Origin of the sequence: Mesorhizobium sp. M0293, assembly GCF_040321735.1 — a bacterium.
Lineage (GTDB): Bacteria > Pseudomonadota > Alphaproteobacteria > Rhizobiales > Rhizobiaceae > Mesorhizobium.
The window spans coordinates 1-1,357 of record NZ_JAMYSA010000278.1 but is presented as its reverse complement, the minus strand read 5'-3'; the positions used below and the strand labels follow the sequence as shown (position 1 = coordinate 1,357).

Below are 1,357 nucleotides of genomic sequence, written 5' to 3'. Positions count from 1 at the left end.
GCCCCTTTGACCAAGACCTTCATGATGGCTCACGTGGCTGAGGTATGAGCGGTGCGCCGGTCTCGTCCGCCGGCAGGTAGAGATCACCGCCCTCGCGGTATTTCGCTGCCATCGCCGCCATGCCCTCTTTCTGTGCCTCGGCGCGGATGTCGTGGGAGATGCGCATCGAGCAGAATTTCGGCCCGCACATCGAGCAGAAATGCGCCACCTTGTGCGCCTCCTTGGGCAAGGTCTGGTCGTGGAAGGACCGCGCGGTTTCCGGGTCGAGCGACAGATTGAACTGGTCCTCCCAGCGGAACTCGAAGCGCGCGCGCGAAAGCGCATCATCCCTGACCTTCGCTGCCGGATGGCCCTTCGCCAGGTCGGCGGCATGGGCGGCGATCTTGTAGGTGATCACGCCGATCTTGACATCGTTGCGATCGGGAAGGCCGAGATGCTCCTTGGGCGTGACGTAGCAGAGCATGGCAGTGCCGAACCAGCCGATCATCGCGGCGCCAATGCCTGAGGTGATGTGGTCGTAGCCCGGCGCGATGTCGGTCGTCAGCGGTCCAAGCGTATAGAACGGCGCCTCGCCGCAGACGGCGAGCTGCTTGTCCATGTTCGCCTTGATCTTGTGCATCGGCACGTGGCCGGGCCCTTCGATCATCACCTGGCAATCCTTCGCCCAGGCGATCTTCGTCAGCTCGCCAAGCGTTTCCAGCTCGGCAAATTGCGCCGCGTCGTTGGCATCGGCGATCGAGCCCGGACGAAGGCCGTCGCCGAGCGAGAAGGAGACGTCGTAGGCTCTGGCGATGTCGCAGATCTCGGCGAAGTGCTCGTAGAGGAAGCTTTCCCGGTGATGGTGCAGGCACCATTTGGCCATGATCGAGCCGCCGCGCGAGACGATACCCGTGACCCGGTCAACGGTCAGCGGGATATAATGCAGCCGCACGCCGGCGTGGATGGTGAAATAGTCAACGCCTTGCTCGGCCTGTTCGATCAGCGTGTCGCGGTAGACCTCCCAGGTCAGATCCTCGGCAATGCCACCGACCTTCTCGAGCGCCTGGTAGAGCGGCACCGTGCCGATCGGCACCGGCGCGTTGCGCACGATCCAGTCGCGGATGTTGTGGATGTTGCGGCCGGTCGACAGGTCCATCACCGTATCGGCGCCCCAGCGGATCGCCCACACCATCTTTTCGACCTCTTCCGCCATCGACGATGTGACGGCAGAGTTACCGATATTGGCGTTGATTTTGACCAGGAAATTGCGGCCGATGATCATCGGCTCGCTCTCGGGATGGTTGATGTTGGCGGGAATGATCGCCCGTCCGCGCGCCACCTCGTCACGCACGAATTCGGGCGTGACGAAATCGGGCAG

General features: G+C 63.0%; 1 protein-coding gene. It reads right to left on the bottom strand.

What is annotated here, in order from left to right:
* Positions 1–19 precede the first annotated feature (19 nt).
* Positions 20–1,357 (bottom strand): phosphomethylpyrimidine synthase ThiC (gene thiC, locus NKJ06_RS35435; RefSeq protein WP_352812575.1); only part of this gene is annotated, 1,338 nt, incomplete at its 5' end.